At 50.8% G+C, this 17,225-nt stretch carries 18 protein-coding genes and 1 other annotated feature; of the genes, 8 read left to right on the top strand and 10 right to left on the bottom strand.

Going from position 1 to position 17,225, the window contains the following annotated elements:
- The 6 genes from IM313_RS22515 to ugd form a co-directional block, all read left to right on the top strand.
- A partial coding sequence (locus IM313_RS22515) for a serine O-acetyltransferase (RefSeq protein WP_370551893.1) occupies positions 1-306 on the top strand: 306 nt, incomplete at its 5' end.
- Position 307: 1 nt separating this feature from the next.
- Positions 308-1,318 carry a hypothetical protein gene (locus IM313_RS05225; RefSeq protein WP_049137382.1) on the top strand — a complete coding sequence of 337 codons (1,011 nt, stop codon included), beginning with the start codon at positions 308-310 and terminating at the stop codon, positions 1,316-1,318.
- Between the two features lie 48 nt (positions 1,319-1,366).
- The gene (gene rfbA, locus IM313_RS05220; RefSeq protein ID WP_028013773.1) at positions 1,367-2,239 is read left to right on the top strand and encodes a glucose-1-phosphate thymidylyltransferase RfbA; all 873 of its coding nucleotides are present in this window, start codon (positions 1,367-1,369) and stop codon (positions 2,237-2,239) included.
- A gap of 57 nt (positions 2,240-2,296) precedes the next feature.
- Positions 2,297-3,763, top strand: coding sequence for a glycoside hydrolase family 1 protein (locus IM313_RS05215; RefSeq protein WP_049137384.1), 1,467 nt, complete (start codon positions 2,297-2,299; stop codon positions 3,761-3,763).
- A 148-nt stretch (positions 3,764-3,911) separates the two neighbouring features.
- A complete protein-coding gene (gene gndA, locus IM313_RS05210) occupies positions 3,912-5,318 on the top strand; it encodes an NADP-dependent phosphogluconate dehydrogenase (protein WP_192971318.1) in 1,407 nt (468 codons plus the stop codon).
- Between the two features lie 225 nt (positions 5,319-5,543).
- Positions 5,544-6,710: a UDP-glucose 6-dehydrogenase gene (gene ugd / locus IM313_RS05205; protein WP_048961289.1), complete on the top strand. Its 1,167-nt coding sequence runs from the start codon at positions 5,544-5,546 to the stop codon at positions 6,708-6,710.
- 51 nt (positions 6,711-6,761) lie between these two features.
- Here the strand turns inward: ugd and IM313_RS05200 are convergent, their stop codons facing one another.
- On the bottom strand, positions 6,762-7,766 hold the full coding sequence (locus IM313_RS05200; RefSeq protein ID WP_192971319.1) for an NAD-dependent epimerase: 1,005 nt from the start codon (positions 7,764-7,766) through the stop codon (positions 6,762-6,764).
- Positions 7,767-7,960: 194 nt separating this feature from the next.
- On the opposite strand from IM313_RS05200, the gene wzzB reads away from it, so the two are divergent.
- Positions 7,961-8,941 carry an LPS O-antigen chain length determinant protein WzzB gene (gene wzzB / locus IM313_RS05195; RefSeq protein WP_192971320.1) on the top strand — a complete coding sequence of 327 codons (981 nt, stop codon included), beginning with the start codon at positions 7,961-7,963 and terminating at the stop codon, positions 8,939-8,941.
- Positions 8,942-8,981: 40 nt separating this feature from the next.
- On the opposite strand, the gene hisIE is transcribed toward wzzB, so the two are convergent.
- From hisIE to hisL, 9 genes are all read right to left on the bottom strand, one after another.
- A complete protein-coding gene (gene hisIE, locus IM313_RS05190; protein WP_045260396.1) occupies positions 8,982-9,593 on the bottom strand; it encodes a bifunctional phosphoribosyl-AMP cyclohydrolase/phosphoribosyl-ATP diphosphatase HisIE in 612 nt (203 codons plus the stop codon).
- Positions 9,587-10,363 (bottom strand): imidazole glycerol phosphate synthase subunit HisF, encoded by a 777-nt coding sequence (gene hisF, locus IM313_RS05185; RefSeq protein WP_192971321.1) that lies wholly within the window; start codon positions 10,361-10,363, stop codon positions 9,587-9,589. Before hisF ends, hisIE begins: the two co-directional genes overlap by 7 nt.
- Entirely contained in the window at positions 10,345-11,082 is a 738-nt protein-coding gene (hisA, locus tag IM313_RS05180; RefSeq protein ID WP_192971322.1) for a 1-(5-phosphoribosyl)-5-[(5-phosphoribosylamino)methylideneamino]imidazole-4-carboxamide isomerase, read from the bottom strand. The genes hisF and hisA overlap by 19 nt, the downstream gene beginning before the upstream one ends.
- Positions 11,082-11,672 carry an imidazole glycerol phosphate synthase subunit HisH gene (gene hisH, locus IM313_RS05175; RefSeq protein WP_028013765.1) on the bottom strand — a complete coding sequence of 197 codons (591 nt, stop codon included), beginning with the start codon at positions 11,670-11,672 and terminating at the stop codon, positions 11,082-11,084. The genes hisA and hisH overlap by 1 nt, the downstream gene beginning before the upstream one ends.
- Positions 11,672-12,739: a bifunctional histidinol-phosphatase/imidazoleglycerol-phosphate dehydratase HisB gene (gene hisB / locus IM313_RS05170; protein ID WP_028013764.1), complete on the bottom strand. Its 1,068-nt coding sequence runs from the start codon at positions 12,737-12,739 to the stop codon at positions 11,672-11,674. Before hisB ends, hisH begins: the two co-directional genes overlap by 1 nt.
- The gene (gene hisC / locus IM313_RS05165) at positions 12,736-13,797 is read right to left on the bottom strand and encodes a histidinol-phosphate transaminase (protein ID WP_028013763.1); all 1,062 of its coding nucleotides are present in this window, start codon (positions 13,795-13,797) and stop codon (positions 12,736-12,738) included. The genes hisB and hisC overlap by 4 nt, the downstream gene beginning before the upstream one ends.
- Positions 13,794-15,098, bottom strand: a complete 1,305-nt coding sequence (gene hisD, locus IM313_RS05160) for a histidinol dehydrogenase (RefSeq protein ID WP_048961300.1) — start codon at positions 15,096-15,098, stop codon at positions 13,794-13,796. The genes hisC and hisD overlap by 4 nt, the downstream gene beginning before the upstream one ends.
- Positions 15,099-15,103: 5 nt before the next feature.
- Complete coding sequence (gene hisG, locus IM313_RS05155) at positions 15,104-16,003, bottom strand: ATP phosphoribosyltransferase (RefSeq protein ID WP_192971323.1); 900 nt, start codon at positions 16,001-16,003, stop codon at positions 15,104-15,106.
- Between the two features lie 45 nt (positions 16,004-16,048).
- Positions 16,049-16,172: a sequence feature (His leader region), on the bottom strand.
- Positions 16,148-16,198: a his operon leader peptide gene (gene hisL / locus IM313_RS05150; RefSeq protein WP_001364200.1), complete on the bottom strand. Its 51-nt coding sequence runs from the start codon at positions 16,196-16,198 to the stop codon at positions 16,148-16,150. It overlaps the preceding feature by 25 nt.
- A 175-nt stretch (positions 16,199-16,373) precedes the next feature.
- Here hisL and IM313_RS05145 point away from each other — a divergent pair, with 175 nt between their 5' ends.
- Entirely contained in the window at positions 16,374-17,198 is an 825-nt protein-coding gene (locus tag IM313_RS05145) for an SDR family oxidoreductase (RefSeq protein ID WP_028013761.1), read from the top strand.
- Positions 17,199-17,225: the final 27 nt, after the last annotated feature.

The following is a 17,225-nucleotide window of genomic DNA, read 5'->3' as shown; positions in this document are numbered from 1 at the left end:
GAAATAGGTGGTGGTTTTTTCATACCACACTCGCAGGGTATTGTTATTGGCGCGTCTAAAATTGGTGTTAATGCAACAATATACCAGCAAGTTACGCTGGGTGCGAAAAATATCGATATTCCATTCAATCACGCTAATCGCCCTGTTTTAGGTGATAATGTAGTAATTGCATCAGGGGCTAAGGTTCTTGGTGGTATTCGAATTGGTGACAATGTTATTGTCGCGGCTAACGCTGTTGTAATGCATTCCTGTGATGACAATGTGCTACTTGTAGGCATTCCGGCCATTGTGAAGAAGAGTATTTAAAATGAAAGTGCTGTTTTTATGTCCTCGCTTTTTTAATTATGAAACCGAAATATCTGATGGATTAAGGCGAGCCGGTGCCACCGTTGATTATTTCGATGAAAAGCCATTTAATAACGTCTTTTTTAAAATTTTACTTAGGCTCTGGAAAGATAATAATTTCCTTAAACGCATTTCAGACGCGTATTTTGAGAGGATATTGCTTCAAACAAGAGATGATTACGACTATGTTATAGTACTTAAAGGTGAGTCTCTCGATAGAAAAAATCTACTTAAATTCAAAAATAAATATAAGAGTGCTCAATTCATTTACTACGCGTGGGATTCTATTAAAAATTACCCTCATATTCAGGAGTATCTAAACTTATTTGACCGAGTGTTTACCTTTGATGATAATGATGCTCGAGAATATGATTTTATGGATCATTTGCCATTGTTTTATTCCCCTGATTTTGTAAGCACAGCGACAAGAAAAACAGCAAAGAATGTTAAGCCAAGTATTGCATTCCTCGGTACCGTACATAGTGACAGATACAAGCTATTAGGGGAAATTTATGAGAAATATAAAAATGAATATGATTTAAGGTTTGTGCTTTATTTTCCTTCTATTGTTGTATTGGCTGGTTTTATTCTTACCAATATAAAAGATGTCATTAAATACAGACTCTTTAGTTTTACACTTCGCTCTAGAAATAAAAAACAGATTGCGTCATTCTTCTCTGGTGCTGATGCTGTGCTTGACATCCAGCATCCCCGGCAGACAGGTTTGACGATGAGAACAATAGAATGCTTACCTCTAAAGAGGAAGTTCATAACTACTAATAGCAGAGTTAAGGACTACGACTTTTATGCATCTGAAAATTTTTATTTTATAGACCGCAAAAATATTTATATAGACTCTGCTTTTTTTGATATCCCGTATGATGAAAAGCATACGGATGCAATTTCGCGTTATAGCGTAGACTCATGGGTAAAAACATTGTGCTCAACTGATATCAGAAAAGATGTTGTTTAATTGAAAGATATTAATTCTAATTTAGCTTAAGAGTATTGAGGTAGTAGAATGAAGGGTATTATTCTTGCTGGCGGTTCAGGAACACGTTTACACCCAATTACACGTGGAGTCTCTAAACAACTTTTACCCATTTATGATAAACCTATGGTTTATTATCCAATGTCGGTGCTTATGCTTGCGGGTATCCGTGATATTCTCTTAATCACAACACCTGAAGATCTGCCTTCTTTTAAACGTTTGTTAGGAGATGGTAGTCGTTTCGGAATTAATTTGTCCTATGAAATTCAGCCGTCTCCTGATGGCCTTGCGCAAGCATTCATTATTGGTGAAGAGTTTATCTCTGGTGATAAATGTGCCTTAGTATTAGGTGATAATATTTTCTTCGGGCAGAGTTTTGGTAGGAAACTTGAATCGGTTGTTTCAGGTAATGCCGGGGCTACTGTTTTTGGCTACCAGGTAATGGATCCAGAGCGTTTTGGTGTTGTAGAGTTTGATGAAAACTTCAAGGCATTAAGTATAGAAGAAAAACCAGCTGCACCTAAATCCAACTGGGCTGTTACTGGCCTATATTTTTATGATGCAAACGTGGTTGATATGGCAAAACGCGTTAAACCATCAGCACGCGGTGAACTTGAAATTACTACGCTGAATGAGATGTATCTCGAACAGGGAAATCTTCAGGTAGAATTACTGGGACGAGGCTTTGCATGGCTCGATACCGGTACCCATGACAGTTTAATCGAAGCATCACAATTTATTCATACTATTGAGAAGCGACAAGGGTTCAAAATCGCCTGCCTGGAGGAAATTGCTTACCGTAACGGTTGGCTCACTGAGAGTGAGGTCCTGACCTACGGGAATGAAATGAGCAAGACCAATTACGGCCAGTATTTGCTCAATTTAATAAAAAATAGCAAATAGCGATTCATAAAATTAACAATATCATACCCTTAATAGCTATCAGGTTTTGATTATAAAATGAAAGCAAAATATTTTTTCCTTACCTCTGCGCTTCTTTTACCTCCTGCATTCTCTGGTGAAAAACAACAATGTGATTTTCTCTGGGGCACGGCATCCTCATCTTACCAGGTTGAAGGTGGCTGGAATGAGAGTGGAAAGGGTCCTTCAAACTGGGATTATTTTACTCATAATGAAGTAACAAAATATACTATTGGTACCGTTGAAAATGGAGATGTTGCAGCCAATCAAATTTCTCGGGATGTCTATCTAAAAGATATACAACTCATGAAAGAATTAGGTGTCAATTCGTACCGCTTCTCCATATCCTGGTCCAGGGTCATGCCTGACGGTGTAACGGTAAATAAAAAGGGATTAGAATATTACAACCAACTTATTGCTGACTTAAAAGAAGCTAATATTGAGCCGGTGATTACACTTTACCACTGGGACATGCCATTAGCGCTTTATAAAAAAGGTAGTTGGTCTAACCCTGAATCACCAGTGTGGTTCGAAAAATTTGCGCAAGTAATTTTTGAGAATTTTGGTAATAAAAGTCATAATTTTATTACCTTTAATGAGCCTGAAGGCTATGTTTTTACTCTTGAACCCCTTGCAGCAAATCTCATTGAAAAAAAACCAGACGGATACCGTGACGTTTTGTCCGTAGCGTCTCGTGGAAAACAAGCGGTAGCATTACACAACCTTTTGATTGCAAATGCGATGGTGGTACGTAATTACCATAAGGCTAAATATGATGGACGTATTGGCATTGCGTTAAACTTATCTCCTTGCATCGATAATGGACATCCAAATAGTACTACTGAGCAGTTATGTAACGATCTCCACAACAACTGGATTCTCGATGCTCTATATAAGGGAAAATATCCAGATTCAGTATTGAAAATGTATCAATCAGCATATCCTAAATTTAAGCCCACATCTCAAGATATGCAATTGATTACCCAAGGAAAACCTGATTTCATCGGCGTAAATTATTATGGTCCAACATTGGTTAGGTATGATAAATCTGAACCGTTTGAAATAGGTAATGTCCCTAACCCAGATAAAAAACCATCCGTCAACGGACCTGTTTCTCCTGAGGCGTTGGTTACAATGATGAAAAAGATTGATGCCGAATATGCTCATCCTACCTTCATTATTACTGAGAATGGTGCAGGTTTTGGTTTAGCTGATGAACAACTTAAGGAAGGGGTCATTTCTGATAAGTTGAGAGCAGACTATCTCAAGAGACATGTTACTGCCGTTATGAATGCAAAAAAGGAAGGATTGGATATTCAGGGCTATCTATTTTGGAGCTTGCTCGATAATTTCGAGTGGTTATGGGGTTACAAAAATAGATTTGGAATAATTGGTGTCGATTTCGATGATAAGAATTTGAAACGTATACCTAAGTTAAGCTATTATATTTACCAGAAAACTATTAAAGAATATAAAAAGCAATGTATTTCAACGACGCAAAAATGACCACTTGATAAAGCCATGCTTTTGTTATGGCTAAAGTGTATTAATGACCATAATTACCTACCTCTGCTCTCGATTTCTGAGTTAAGATTATTCGATAATATATCCACCGGGAAGTACCTGGTGGGACCACACCTGACAGGAGTATGTAATGTCCAAGCAACAGATCGGCGTTGTCGGTATGGCAGTGATGGGGCGCAACCTGGCGCTCAACATCGAAAGCCGTGGTTATACCGTCTCCGTTTTCAACCGCTCCCGTGATAAGACTGAAGAAGTGATTGCCGAGAACCCAGGCAAGAAGCTGGTTCCTTTCTATACGGTGAAAGAGTTCGTTGAGTCTCTGGAAACGCCTCGTCGAATCCTGCTAATGGTGAAAGCGGGCGCAGGTACCGATGCAGCTATCGACTCCCTGAAGCCTTACCTCGAAAAAGGCGACATCATCATTGATGGCGGTAACACCTTCTTCCAGGACACCATTCGTCGTAACCGTGAATTGTCCGCTGAAGGCTTCAACTTCATCGGTACCGGTGTTTCCGGTGGTGAAGAGGGCGCGCTGAAAGGCCCATCTATCATGCCTGGTGGCCAGAAAGAAGCGTACGAACTGGTTGCGCCTATTCTGACTAAAATCGCTGCTGTTGCGGAAGATGGCGAGCCGTGTGTGACTTATATCGGTCCGGACGGTGCGGGTCACTATGTAAAAATGGTGCACAACGGCATCGAATACGGCGATATGCAGCTGATCGCAGAAGCATACTCCCTGCTGAAAGGCGGCCTGAATCTCTCTAATGAAGAGCTGGCTGAAATCTTTACCGAGTGGAACAAAGGCGAGCTGAACAGCTACCTGATCGACATCACCAAAGATATCTTCACGAAGAAAGATGAAGAAGGTAAATACCTGGTTGATGTGATTCTGGATGAAGCAGCGAACAAAGGTACCGGTAAATGGACCAGCCAGAGCTCTCTGGATCTGGGCGAGCCGCTGTCTCTGATCACCGAATCCGTCTTTGCGCGTTATATCTCTTCTCTGAAAGAGCAGCGCGTTGCGGCTTCTAAAGTGCTGTCAGGCCCACAGGCTAAACCAGCCGGTGACAAAGCTGAGTTCGTCGAGAAAGTTCGTCGCGCCCTGTACCTGGGTAAAATCGTCTCCTACGCGCAGGGCTTCTCACAGCTGCGTGCGGCGTCTGACGAGAATAACTGGGACCTGAACTACGGCGAGATCGCGAAGATCTTCCGCGCGGGTTGCATCATTCGTGCGCAGTTCCTGCAGAAAATCACCGATGCCTATGCTGAAAACGCAGGTATCGCTAACCTTCTGCTGGCACCGTACTTTAAGAAGGTTGCAGACGAGTACCAGCAGGCGCTGCGTGACGTGGTTGCCTACGCTGTACAGAACGGTATCCCGGTTCCAACCTTCTCCGCTGCGGTGGCGTATTACGATAGCTACCGCGCTGCCGTTCTGCCTGCCAACCTGATTCAGGCACAGCGTGACTATTTCGGCGCGCATACTTACAAGCGCACGGATAAAGAAGGCGTGTTCCACACCGAATGGATGGAATAAGTTAATTTACTCGCTTTCATCAAACCCGGAGCCTGTCTCCGGGTTTTTTTATGCAAAAAATGCCGCGCATTATTCGAAGTAGTCTGAATCTCATCCCCCTCGTTGTGATTACTCCTGGTTTGCCTTGACAGTGCTGTTTGCCAGGAGGTACAAAGCCCAACAGTTATGTTTATCGCGATGGTCTGCCGGCCATCAATACAGTTAACTAAAAGAAGTCATTAGCGAATGAAAATAACAATTTCCGGAACAGGGTATGTCGGTCTTTCTAACGGCATTCTGATTGCTCAGAACCATGAAGTGGTTGCGCTGGATATCGTGCAGGCCAAAGTGGATATGCTCAATCAGAAGAAATCGCCGATTGTCGACAAAGAAATCCAGGACTATCTCAGCAACAAACCGCTGAATTTCCGCGCCACGACAGATAAAGAAGATGCATACCGCGATGCGGATTACGTCATCATTGCGACGCCTACTGACTACGATCCAAAAACCAATTACTTCAACACCTCAACCGTAGAAGCGGTTATCAAAGATGTTATTGCGGTCAATCCTGATGCGGTGATGGTTATTAAATCAACCATTCCTGTCGGCTTTACCAAATCCATCAAAGAAAAGTTTGGTATCGATAATATTTTCTTCTCGCCTGAGTTCCTGCGTGAGGGGAGAGCGCTTTATGATAACCTGCATCCTTCCCGTATCGTTATTGGCGAACGCTCTGATCGCGCTGAACGTTTCGCTGCGCTGCTTCAGGAAGGCGCAGTGAAGAAAGATATTCCGGTGCTGTTCACAGACTCCACCGAAGCGGAGGCGATTAAGCTTTTCGCAAACACCTATCTGGCAATGCGAGTCGCGTACTTCAATGAGCTCGACAGCTATGCAGAAAGTCTTGGGCTTAACACCCGCCAGATTATTGAAGGGGTTTGCCTCGACCCGCGTATTGGTAACCACTACAACAACCCGTCATTTGGCTACGGCGGTTATTGCCTGCCAAAAGATACCAAGCAGCTGCTGGCAAACTACCAGGCTGTACCGAATAATCTCATTTCTGCGATTGTTGACGCTAACCGTACGCGTAAAGATTTCATCTCCGATTCTATTCTTGCGCGCCAGCCGAAAGTGGTCGGCGTGTATCGTCTGATCATGAAGAGCGGTTCCGATAACTTCCGCGCCTCTTCCATTCAGGGGATCATGAAGCGCATCAAGGCGAAAGGCGTTGAGGTTATTATTTATGAACCGGCCATGCAGGAAGATCAGTTCTTCAATTCCCGCGTGATCCGCGATCTGGATGCTTTTAAGAAGGAAGCGGATGTCATCATCTCGAACCGTATGGCCGAAGAGCTGGCTGACGTCGCTGACAAAGTCTATACCCGCGATCTGTTCGGTAGCGACTAATTCTCTTACGTTAAAATAAAAAACCCGGCTGATTTGCCGGGTTTTTTATTTTCAGACCTTGTAAAACTCGCGGTACCAGTCAACGAAGTTCTTCACGCCGTCTTTAACCGAGGTTTGCGGTTTGAAACCGATCACGTCATAGAGCGCTTTCGTGTCGGCGCTGGTTTCCAGGACGTCGCCCGGCTGGAGTGGCAACATATTTTTCTCGGCTTTCTTACCCAGCGCCTCTTCCAGCGCGGTGATGTAGTCCATCAGTTCTACCGGCGAACTGTTACCGATGTTGTAAACGCGGTAAGGTGCTGAACTGGTTGCCGGTGAGCCAGTCTCGACGGTCCAGTTTGCGTCAGGATGGGGAATAACATCCTGCAGGCGGATAATTGCTTCAGCGATATCATCGATGTAGGTGAAATCGCGCTTCATCTTGCCGTAGTTATAGACATCGATGCTTTTGCCTTCAATCATCGCCTTAGTAAACTTAAACAGCGCCATGTCCGGGCGTCCCCACGGACCGTATACGGTAAAGAAGCGCAATCCGGTGGTCGGCAGGTTGTAGAGATGCGAATAGGTGTGCGACATCAGCTCATTGGCTTTTTTGGTCGCGGCATAGAGTGAAACCGGGTGATCTACGGAATCGGCAGTGGAGAAGGGCATCTTACGGTTGAGGCCATATACGGAGCTGGATGAGGCATAAAGCAAATGCTGAACGTGGTTATGGCGGCAGCCTTCCAGCACGTTGAGATGGCCAATAAGGTTGGCATCGGCGTACGCATGCGGGTTTTCCAGGGAGTAGCGTACGCCTGCCTGTGCGGCCAGGTGAATAACGCGATCGAACTTCTCGTCAGCGAAAAGCGCAGCCATACCTTCCCGGTCAGCTAATTCCATCTTGTGGAAGGTGAATCGCTCAGATTGTAGCCGTTCCAGACGTGCCAGCTTTAAATTAACATCGTAATAGTCGTTCAGGTTATCAATACCGACAACCTCATGACCGGCCTCAATGAGGCGTTTGCTGACATTCGAACCGATAAAACCCGCTGCACCCGTTACCAGAAATTTCATATCTTTCCTCAAATACCTAACGCTTACAGATGCGATAACGCATCACATGGTGACTATGATAGCGCGAAGGGGGGCGAGTTACATAACGCATCTTTCCGATATAACTCATCGGATTCTTATAGAAAAATCTTCAGCAATATATACACTATGCAAACATAATAATGTTCCCCCCCTTTTTATCTGTTAGGGATTGTATGACGCAAAACAACAATAGTCCGGTCAGCCGAAGCAATGACCCTGAGCACATTGATTTACTTGCATTAATGCTACAGCTGTGGCGTGGGAAGTGGACGATAGCAATTTTTGTTATTGTTTTTATTGCCATGGCGATAGGATATCTATCAGTCGCGAAGGAAAAGTGGACCTCACGGGCGATTATTGCACAACCAGATGCGGCCCAGATAGCGACTTATTCAAATGCATTGAACATCCTCTACGGCAGCGCTGCCCCTTCGATGCTGGACATTCAAACGCGCGCTATTGGACGTTTTAACTCTTCTTTCTCAGCGTTATCGCAGGCGCTGGACAATCAGGACGTGCCAGAAAAACTGACCATTGAGCCTGCTGTTAAAGGGGAAACGTTGCCATTAACCGTCTCCTATATCAGTACTTCTGCTGAAGCGGCTCAAAAGCAGTTAGCGCAGTACATTCAGCAAGTAGATGAACAGACGGCAAAAGAACTTGCCCTTGACCTCAAGGACAATATCAAGGAACAGATTAAATCCCTGAACGATTCTCTGGTAAGCCAGGAAAAGGTCGCTCAAGAGCAGAAAGAGCTGCGAATCAAACAGATTGCTGAGGCGCTGAAAAATGCTGAGGCGGCGAAAATTACCTCGCCGCGCATTCAGCAAACCCAGGATGTGACTCAGGAAACGATGTTTCTGCTGGGAAGCGACGGTCTGAAATCGATGATTGACAATGAAGCGTCACGCCCGCTTGTCTTTTCTGCTGCTTACTATCAGACCAGACAAAACTTGCTGGATATTCAAAACCTGAACGTAAACCCGGATACTATCCACGTCTACCGTTACGTTATGAAACCAAATCTGCCTGTACATCGTGACAGCCCCAAAAAACCAATCATTCTGACTCTTGCCGTGCTGCTGGGCTTGATGATGGGTTCTGTAGTGGTACTGGCGCGTAACGCATTGCACAACTACAAACCAAAAGCCTGATTTGCAGATTAAAAAAAACCGGGGAAATTCCCCGGTTTTTTTATTTATGACGCTTTCGAAGATTCTCAATCACCGCCGTCAAATCCAGCTCCTGATCCTGCAGCAGCACCAGCAGGTGATACATCAAATCCGACGCTTCATTCGTCAACTCTTCCCGGTCGTGTACGGTCGCGGCCAGCGCCGTCTCAACGCCTTCTTCACCCACCTTCTGCGCAATACGCTTAGTCCCGCTGGCATAGAGCTTCGCGGTATAGGAGCTCTCTGGATCCGCGGATTTACGCTCCGCCAGGAGTTGCTCAAGCTGGTACAGGAACAGCCACTGGTGACTCGCCTCGCCGAAGCAGCTGCTGGTGCCTTTATGGCAGGTTGGGCCGATTGGGTTCACCAGCACCAGCAGGGTGTCGTTATCGCAGTCTGGCGTCATGCTGACCACGTTCAGGAAGTGCCCCGAGGTTTCCCCTTTGGTCCACAGGCGCTGCTTCGTGCGCGAGAAAAACGTCACTTTGCCGCTGTCGATTGTTTTTGCCAGCGCGTCCTGGTTCATGTATCCCAGCATCAGCACTTCGCCTGAGACGGCATGCTGTACAACCACCGGCAGTAATCCGTCAGTTTTTTCCCAGTCCAACTGCGCCTGTTGTTGCTCTGTTAACATACCCTGATCTCCACGCCCTGGTCGGCCAGGTACGTTTTTAACTCGCCAATATTGATAATCTGTTTGTGGAACACGGACGCGGCCAGCGCGCCGTCGACGTTCGCATCGCGTAAGGCTTCCAGGAAGTGTTCCATGGTGCCCGCGCCGCCGGAGGCAATCAGCGGAACGTGGCACACCGCGCGAACTTTCTTCAGCTGCTCAAGATCGTAACCGTTACGCACGCCGTCCTGGTTCATCATGTTCAGCACAATCTCACCTGCGCCGCGCTTCTGCACTTCCTGCACCCAGTCGAGCGTTTCCCACTGCGTCACGCGCGTCCGGCTTTCATCGCCGGTATATTGGTTAACGTGATATTTGCCGGTCGCGGCGTCGAACCAGGTATCAATCCCAACCACTATGCACTGCACACCAAAGCGATCGGCCAGGCGGGTAATCAGTTCCGGCTCGGCCAGAGCAGGGGAGTTGATGGAAATCTTGTCGGCGCCAAAAGAGAGAATTTTGGCGGCGTCATCAGCAGACTTAATCCCGCCCGCCACGCAGAACGGAATATCAATCACTTCCGCCACGCGCGCGACCCAGCTTTTATCTACCACGCGGCCATCGCTGGAGGCGGTGATATCATAGAAGACCAGTTCGTCAGCGCCTTCATCGGCATAGCGTTTTGCCAGCGGGACGATATCGCCAATGATCTCGTGGTTGCGGAACTGCACGCCTTTCACAACCTGACCATCGCGCACGTCAAGACAAGGAATTATCCGTTTTGCCAGCATTGAATCGCCTCCGTCACCGTAAATTTACCTTCCAGCAGGGCCCGGCCCACAATCACGCCCTGTACCCCCGTTCCGCGCAGCGCGGCGATATCGGCTAAGTCACCGATGCCGCCAGATGACTGGAATGCCACCTGCGGATAACGGGCGCAAACTTCTTCATATAAAGAAACGTTGGAACCCGCCAGCGTGCCGTCGCGCGAGATGTCCGTGCACAACACGTGCTTCAGACCCACAGGGAGATACGTCTCGACCAGCGCTTCCAGCGTTACGCCGGAATTTTCCTGCCAGCCGCTGACCGCCACCTGTTTATTACCCTGTTCGTCAATGCGCACGTCCAGCGCCAGTACCAGGGCGTCGGCGCCAAAGCGGCGGAACCAGCCTTTCACCGTCTCAGGATCTTTCACGGCGGTTGAACCGACCACCACGCGCGCCACGCCCGCATCCAGCAGAGCCGCCACGTCGTCTTCGGTGCGTACGCCGCCGCCTACCTGCACGGGCACGTCAACACCAGCAACCAGTTTTTTCAGCAGCGGGATCTGGCGCTTCGCCGGATCTTTCGCGCCCGTTAAATCCACCAGATGCAGCACCTCTGCACCCTGGGCGGCATAATCCTGCAGGCGCGGCAGAGGGTCCTTTCCGTAGTCGCGCTGTTGACCGTAATCGCCCTGATGAAGACGGACAACCGTGCCGTCGATTAAATCTAAAGCGGGAATAATCATCACATCTCCAGGAAGTTTTTCAGCAACTGCGCGCCCGCGGCGCCAGAGCGTTCCGGGTGAAACTGCACGCCGAAGAAATTGTCTTTCTGCACCGCCGCGGTAAACGCCTCGCCGTAAGTGCACTGGGCGATGGTATTGACGTTCACCGGCATAGCGTAACTGTGCACGAAGTAAAAGTACGCGCCGTCTTCGATGCCGCGAAACAACCTGTCACCCGCTTTGGCGTAAACTCGGTTCCAGCCCATATGAGGCAGAGGCAGGCCGTGGTCGGTCATTTTCGGTACGTCTTCGTCGATAATGCCCAGCAGGTCAACGCCGTTGCTCTCTTCGCTGCGGCGGCCAAGAAGCTGCATGCCCAGGCAAATCCCCAGCACCGGCTGGGTACAGGCTTTGATCAAATCGACCAGATCGCGTTCGCGAATCTGGTCCATCGCCGCCTGTGCGGTGCCAACGCCCGGCAGGAAAAGCTTGTCAGCGCGCAATACAATGTCCGGATCGCGGCTCACCACCGGCTCATAGCCGTGGCGCGCGATGGCCGATTTCACGGAGTTGAGGTTGGCGCATCCGGTATCCAGAATCACCACGTTCATCACAGCACTCCTTTCGACGAGGGCAGGGCATCGCCTTCCACGCGGATCGCCTGGCGAAGCGTACGGCCAAAGGCTTTAAACAGGCTCTCCACGCGGTGGTGATCGTTTTTGCCTTTGGTTTTCAGGTGCAGCGTCAGTCCCATGGTGTAGGACAGGGAACGGAAGAAGTGCTCCACCATTTCGGTGCTAAGATCGCCGACGCGCTGGTAGGTGAAATCAGCTTTGTATTCCAGGTGCGGACGACCCGAGATGTCCATGGCGCAGCGCGCCAGGCACTCGTCCATCGGCAGGACGAAGCCGAAACGGTTGATGCCGCGCTTGTCGCCGAGCGCCAGCTTCAGGGCTTCACCCAGCGCCAGGCCGGTATCTTCCACGGTGTGGTGATCGTCAATATAAAGGTCGCCTTTTACCGCGATCTCCATGCGGAAACCGCCGTGGGTGGCAATCTGGTCCAGCATGTGGTCAAAGAAACCGACGCCGGTGTGGATCTTGCTGCCGCCTTCACGGTCCAGCCATACCTTTACATCAATCTGCGTCTCTTTGGTGTTACGCTCAACGTGAGAATAGCGGTCGCGTTTTGTCAGTTGCTCGCCAATCTTTGCCCAGTTAAGGTCGTTACGATCGTAGCGCAGCCCCGCGATGCCCATGTTTTCCGCCAGCGTAATATCGGTGATGCGATCGCCGATGACGTAGCTGTTGGTTTTATCCAGCATATCTTCGGCCAGATAGCGCTCAACCAGCTTCACCTTTGGCTTACGGCAGTCGCACTCGTCGGCTGGCATGTGCGGGCAAATCAGCACTTCATCAAATACCACGCCCTGAGAGGTCAGCACCTGCATCATCAGGTTATGCGGGCCGTCAAAGTCCGCCTGCGGGAAACTGTCCGTACCCAGACCGTCCTGGTTGGTAATCATTACCAGCTTATAGCCCGCTTTCTGAAGCTTAAGCAGCACCGGGATCACGTCCGGTTCAAAAGCCAGCTTGTCGAAACGATCGACCTGGAAATCGGCTGGTGGCTCCGAAATAAGGGTGCCGTCACGATCGATGAAAAGGATCTTCTGGGTCATACTTTCTCCGCTTTCAGGGCGTCAATGACGCGCTGGCTCTCTGCGCGGGTGCCTACGGTGATACGTAAACAGCCACTCAGGGAAGGTTGTTTATTCTGGTCTCGTAAGATAATGCCCTGATCCCATAAAGATTTAAATACGGCACTGGAGGCGGTGAAGCGCGCCAGGATGTAGTTGGTTTCCGAGTCGAACACCTGCTCGACGCAAGGGATGTCTTTCAGCGCGGTGACAAGGTACTGACGTTCCTCCAGGATCTGCGCCACGCGTTCGCGCATCGCGTTGATACCCTGAGGCGTCAGCGCCTGTGCCGCAATATCGGCAACCGGCGTTGAGAGCGGGTACGGGGCGATCACTTTCAGCAGCAGGTCGATAACCTCTTTATTCGCCAGCGTAAACCCGCAGCGCAGGCCCGCGAGGGCGAAGGCTTTTGACAACGTGCGCAGCACAACGAGATGCGGATACTCTTCCAGCCAGCCCGTCAGCGTCGCCTGCGGGCAGAACTCGATGTAGGCCTCGTCGGCCACCACCAGCGCTTTACCACGGGTCATCTCCAGCAGGGTGCGGATATCCTGCGGGTTAATAATCTGCCCGGTGGGGTTATTTGGGCTGCAGACGAAGACGACCTTCACGCCGTCGAGATTGTCGGCAATGCCCTGTAAATCGAGCTGCCAGTTCTCCAGCGCCTGGACGTTGCGGCACGCCACGCCGAAGGTTTCGGCGCTGACGCTGTACATGCCGTACGTGGGCTGGCAGTACATCACCGCGTCTTTGCCCGGCTCGCAGAACGCGCGGATCAGCAGCTCAATGCCCTCATCCGCGCCGCGGCTGACCAGTACCTGCTCCGGCTTCACACCCGCGTACTGGGCGTAGTTTTCAATCACCGCTTTTGGCTGACACTCCGGATAGCGGTTCAGCGTTTGCTGCGACAGCTCAAACTGCACCGCAGTCGGGAATTCGTTGGCGTTCAGCCATACGTCCCCGTTTCCGCCCAGACGACGCGCAGACTGGTAAGGCGTCAGGCGGCGGACATTTTCGCGGGCTAATTCTTCAATGTTCATGCTTGCTCCTTCAGGGCGGCAACGCGCAGCGTCACGGCGTTTTTGTGGGCGGTCAGACGCTCGGCGGCGGCCAGGGTTTCAATAGTAGAAGCCAGTGAAGCAAACCCCTCGCGGGACAGCTCCTGCACGGTCATGCGTTTCTGGAAATCCGCCAGGCCGAGGCTGGAACAGGTAGAGGTGTAGCCATACGTTGGCAGCACGTGGTTGGTGCCGGAGGCGTAATCCCCTGCGGACTCCGGTGACCAGTCGCCGAGGAACACCGAGCCCGCGCTGGTGATGCTGTCGACCAGATCGCGCGCGTTGCGGGTCTGAATAATCAGGTGCTCCGGGCCGTACTGGTTGGAGATGGCGATGCACTGCTTGAGATCGCGCGCCACAATCAGGCGGCTGGCCGCTAACGCCTGACGTGCCGTGTCGGCGCGGGGCAGGTCGGCAAGCTGGCGTTCAACGGCTTCGCCCACGCGTTTCGCCATATCGGCATCCGGCGTCAGCAGGATGACCTGCGAGTCCGGGCCGTGTTCTGCCTGTGAAAGCAGGTCGGAGGCCACGAAGTCCGGCGTTGCGCCGCTGTCGGCAATGACCAGCACTTCAGACGGACCGGCAGGCATATCGATGGCAGCGCCGTCGAGACGCTGGCTGACCTGGCGCTTGGCTTCGGTCACATACGCATTGCCCGGGCCAAAAATTTTGTCGACCTTAGGAATGGACTCCGTCCCGAACGCCAGGGCGGAAATCGCCTGCGCGCCGCCCACTTTATACACCGCCTGCACGCCGCAGAGTTTTGCCGCGTAGAGGATCTCATCGGCGATCGGTGGCGGAGAGCACAGCACTACTTTCTGGCATCCGGCGATACGCGCCGGCGTGGCGAGCATTAATACGGTCGAAAACAGCGGCGCTGAACCACCAGGGATATAAAGTCCCACTGACGCCACCGGGCGCGTCACCTGCTGGCAACGCACGCCGGGCAGGGTTTCGACATCCACGGTCTGCAGCTTCTGCGCGGTGTGGAAGGTATCAATGTTTTTCACCGCAACGGCCATCGCCTGCTTGATGTCGTCACCCAGACGATTACTGGCATCAATGATTTCCTGCTCCGTAACCTGCAATGCGCCGACTTCCGTCTTATCAAACTTCACGCTGTATTCACGCAGGGCGTCATCGCCACGGGCTTTGACGTTATCCAGGATCTCCGCCACGGTGCGGGAGATGCTTTCAGAGGCGGAAATTGCCGGGCGCATCAGCAGCTCGCGCTGTTGCTCGTCGCTACAATTATTCCAGTCGATGATTGTGTTAAAGCTCATGGCCATTATTCCATCATCTTCTCAATTGGCAGCACCAGGATGGAGCTTGCGCCCAGCGCCTTCAGTTTTTCCATGGTTTCCCAGAACAGGGTTTCGCTGCTCACCATGTGCATCGCCACGCGCTGCTGATCGCCCGCCAGCGGCAGGATGGTTGGGCGCTCAGCGCCCGGCAGCAGGGCAATCACTTCATTCAGACGCTCGGTTGGGGCGTGCATCATGATGTATTTGGACTCACGCGCCTGAATCACGCCCTGAATACGGGTCAGCAGCTTGTCGATCAGCTGCTGTTTGGCGTCGGCCATCTCGCCGTCGCGCTGAATCAGGCACGCTTTAGAGCGGTAGATGACTTCCACTTCGCGCAGACCGTTCGCTTCCAGCGTCGCGCCGGTCGAGACGAGGTCACAGATGGCGTCCGCCAGACCCGCACGCGGTGCCACTTCAACGGAGCCGTTCAGCAGGCAGGATTTAAACTGCACGCCTTTCTGGTCGAGATAACGCTTCAACAGGTGAGGGTAAGAGGTGGCGATACGTTTGCCGTTCAGCGCGGCCGGGCCGTCCCACGCTTCATCAACCGGCGTTGCCAGCGACAGGCGGCAACCGCCGAAGTCCAGACGACGCAGGGTGAAGTAACGCGGGTCTTCACCCTGGGCGCGGCGGGTCAGCAGCTCTTCTTCCAGCACGTTTTCACCGATGATACCGAGGTCAACGACGCCGTCCATCACAAGGCCGGGAATATCGTCATCACGCACGCGCAGAATGTCGATGGGCATGTTTTCAGCCAGGGCAATCAGGCGCTGGGTGTGCAGGTTGATTTTAATCCCGCAGCGGGCCAGCAGTTCGCGTGAATCGTCGCTCAAACGGCCTGATTTTTGAATAGCTATGCGTAAACGTGAGTTATCTAACATTCTTTATTCCTCGTTAACCTGTTTTAACCTGTCTGAATTCGGTCCAAAAAAAAAACCCCGGAAGAAGATCTTCCGGGGGCTTTTTCATGCGTTCATGCACCACTGGAAGATCCAAACGTCTTCCAGCACACATCGCCTGAAAGACTAGTCAGGATGATGGTGATGATGGTGGTGTTTAAATTGAACGCGTGTCATATAAATTCTCGATGAATGCTTATTCATTTGATGTCTTTTAACCTAAACCAGTTGTACGACATATTGCAAGGGCTTTTTTTGATCATTAATTCATTTCATATTGATGCTATGAATTGTGTGTTCTGCCGGGCTGGCGTAGCCTTATGAAAGACGAGTGAGAGTCAGGAGAATTCGCATGAAAAAGGTCGCGATTGTCGGTTTAGGATGGCTGGGAATGCCGCTGGCGATGTCATTAGCCGCGAAAGGCTGGCAGGTGACCGGGAGCAAGACCACCCGGGATGGGGTCGAAGCGGCACGCATGTGCGGTATTGATGGCGTTGAGCTGCGTCTGGAGCCGGAGCTGGTGTGTGATGCGGACGATCTGGACACGCTGATGAACGTAGATGCGCTGGTGATTACGCTACCCGCACGGCGCAGTGGCCCGGGCGAATCATTCTACCTGCAGGCGATGCAGGAGATTGTCGACAGCGCGCTGGCGCATCACGTCCCGCGCATTATTTTTACCAGCTCGACGTCGGTTTATGGCGATGCTGAGGGCGTGGTGAAAGAGAGTTCCGAGCGCCGTCCCGTAACCGCGAGCGGTCAGGTCCTGAAAGAGCTGGAAGACTGGCTGCATAACCTTCCCGGCACGCAGGTCGATATCGTTCGTCTGGCGGGGCTGGTTGGCCCGGGGCGTCATCCGGGGCGCTTCTTTGCCGGTAAGACGGCACCAGACGGTCAACATGGCGTGAATCTTGTGCATCTTGAAGATGTTATTGGCGCGATTGAGCTACTCTTACAGGCTCCAAAAGGCGGACACATCTATAATATATGTGCACCGTCTCATCCGGCGCGCAGCACGTTTTACCCGCTCATGGCACGCCAGCTTGGGTTGGCTCCGCCGGTTTTTGGTGAGGCAAAGAACGAAAGTAAAGGCAAAATTGTTGATGGCAATCGCATTTGCCATGAGCTGGGGTTTGAGTATCAGTATCCCGATCCGCTGGTGATGCCCATGGAATAAGACCCTCAGCGGAGACAATCGCACACC

It is taken from the genome of Enterobacter cloacae complex sp. P2B (assembly GCF_014895985.1).
GTDB classification, from domain to species: domain Bacteria; phylum Pseudomonadota; class Gammaproteobacteria; order Enterobacterales; family Enterobacteriaceae; genus Enterobacter; species Enterobacter bugandensis.
Note: the sequence above shows the minus strand (reverse complement) of the source record. Positions and strands in the feature narration are given on the sequence as shown.

What these genes read in the sequence shown, in the direction of transcription:
- hisB (WP_028013764.1), bottom strand. Translation starts at nt 12,739, where the DNA reads ATGACCCAGAAGATCCTTTTCATCGATCGTGACGGCACCCTTATTTCG.
- ugd (WP_048961289.1), top strand. Translation starts at nt 5,544, where the DNA reads ATGAAAATAACAATTTCCGGAACAGGGTATGTCGGTCTTTCTAACGGC.
- hisA (WP_192971322.1), bottom strand. Translation starts at nt 11,082, where the DNA reads ATGATTATTCCCGCTTTAGATTTAATCGACGGCACGGTTGTCCGTCTT.
- hisC (WP_028013763.1), bottom strand. Translation starts at nt 13,797, where the DNA reads ATGAACATTGAAGAATTAGCCCGCGAAAATGTCCGCCGCCTGACGCCT.
- hisD (WP_048961300.1), bottom strand. Translation starts at nt 15,098, where the DNA reads ATGAGCTTTAACACAATCATCGACTGGAATAATTGTAGCGACGAGCAA.
- wzzB (WP_192971320.1), top strand. Translation starts at nt 7,961, where the DNA reads ATGACGCAAAACAACAATAGTCCGGTCAGCCGAAGCAATGACCCTGAG.
- gndA (WP_192971318.1), top strand. Translation starts at nt 3,912, where the DNA reads ATGTCCAAGCAACAGATCGGCGTTGTCGGTATGGCAGTGATGGGGCGC.
- hisH (WP_028013765.1), bottom strand. Translation starts at nt 11,672, where the DNA reads ATGAACGTGGTGATTCTGGATACCGGATGCGCCAACCTCAACTCCGTG.
- hisIE (WP_045260396.1), bottom strand. Translation starts at nt 9,593, where the DNA reads ATGTTAACAGAGCAACAACAGGCGCAGTTGGACTGGGAAAAAACTGAC.
- hisF (WP_192971321.1), bottom strand. Translation starts at nt 10,363, where the DNA reads ATGCTGGCAAAACGGATAATTCCTTGTCTTGACGTGCGCGATGGTCAG.
- IM313_RS05200 (WP_192971319.1), bottom strand. Translation starts at nt 7,766, where the DNA reads ATGAAATTTCTGGTAACGGGTGCAGCGGGTTTTATCGGTTCGAATGTC.
- rfbA (WP_028013773.1), top strand. Translation starts at nt 1,367, where the DNA reads ATGAAGGGTATTATTCTTGCTGGCGGTTCAGGAACACGTTTACACCCA.
- hisG (WP_192971323.1), bottom strand. Translation starts at nt 16,003, where the DNA reads ATGTTAGATAACTCACGTTTACGCATAGCTATTCAAAAATCAGGCCGT.
- IM313_RS05145 (WP_028013761.1), top strand. Translation starts at nt 16,374, where the DNA reads ATGAAAAAGGTCGCGATTGTCGGTTTAGGATGGCTGGGAATGCCGCTG.
- IM313_RS05225 (WP_049137382.1), top strand. Translation starts at nt 308, where the DNA reads ATGAAAGTGCTGTTTTTATGTCCTCGCTTTTTTAATTATGAAACCGAA.
- IM313_RS05215 (WP_049137384.1), top strand. Translation starts at nt 2,297, where the DNA reads ATGAAAGCAAAATATTTTTTCCTTACCTCTGCGCTTCTTTTACCTCCT.